The organism is Collinsella sp. Sow4_E3, assembly GCF_052116285.1.
In the GTDB taxonomy this organism is placed as follows: domain Bacteria; phylum Actinomycetota; class Coriobacteriia; order Coriobacteriales; family Coriobacteriaceae; genus Collinsella.
The window spans coordinates 1-403 of record NZ_JBQKLJ010000137.1 but is presented as its reverse complement, the minus strand read 5'-3'; the positions used below and the strand labels follow the sequence as shown (position 1 = coordinate 403).

General features: G+C 55.1%; 1 tRNA gene. It reads left to right on the top strand.

What is annotated here, in order from left to right:
- Nucleotides 1–235: 235 nt before the first annotated feature.
- Nucleotides 236–312: transfer RNA gene (locus ACTQ48_RS11635), tRNA-Arg, on the top strand.
- Nucleotides 313–403: the final 91 nt, after the last annotated feature.

Genomic DNA, 403 nt, shown 5'->3' with positions numbered 1-403 from the left:
AGCGCGCCGGCAGGCGGGCGAAGCCGGTGCGGATCCGCGAAGCGGATGCGCGGAATCCTATACGCCGCACCAATCGAACTTGAAGCCTCCGGCAACGGGGGCTTTTCTTTTTTGGGAGCCATGCATGGATTCGAACCTCGGTCGAGGCGCGAGCAGCATAATCACCACATCGTAAAATTTTTTCAAATTGTCGCTTGACCCGTCGGGGCTTCGCGTGCATAATAATCCGTGCGTTGCGGCGTTACCTCAGCTGGATAGAGGGTCTGACTACGAATCAGAACGTCATAGGTTCGAATCCTATACGCCGCACCAATTGACTTTAAAGCTCCCGGCAACGGGGGCTTTTCTTTTTTGGAAGCCATGCATGGATTCGAACCTCGGTCGAGGCGCGAGCGTAAAGAAA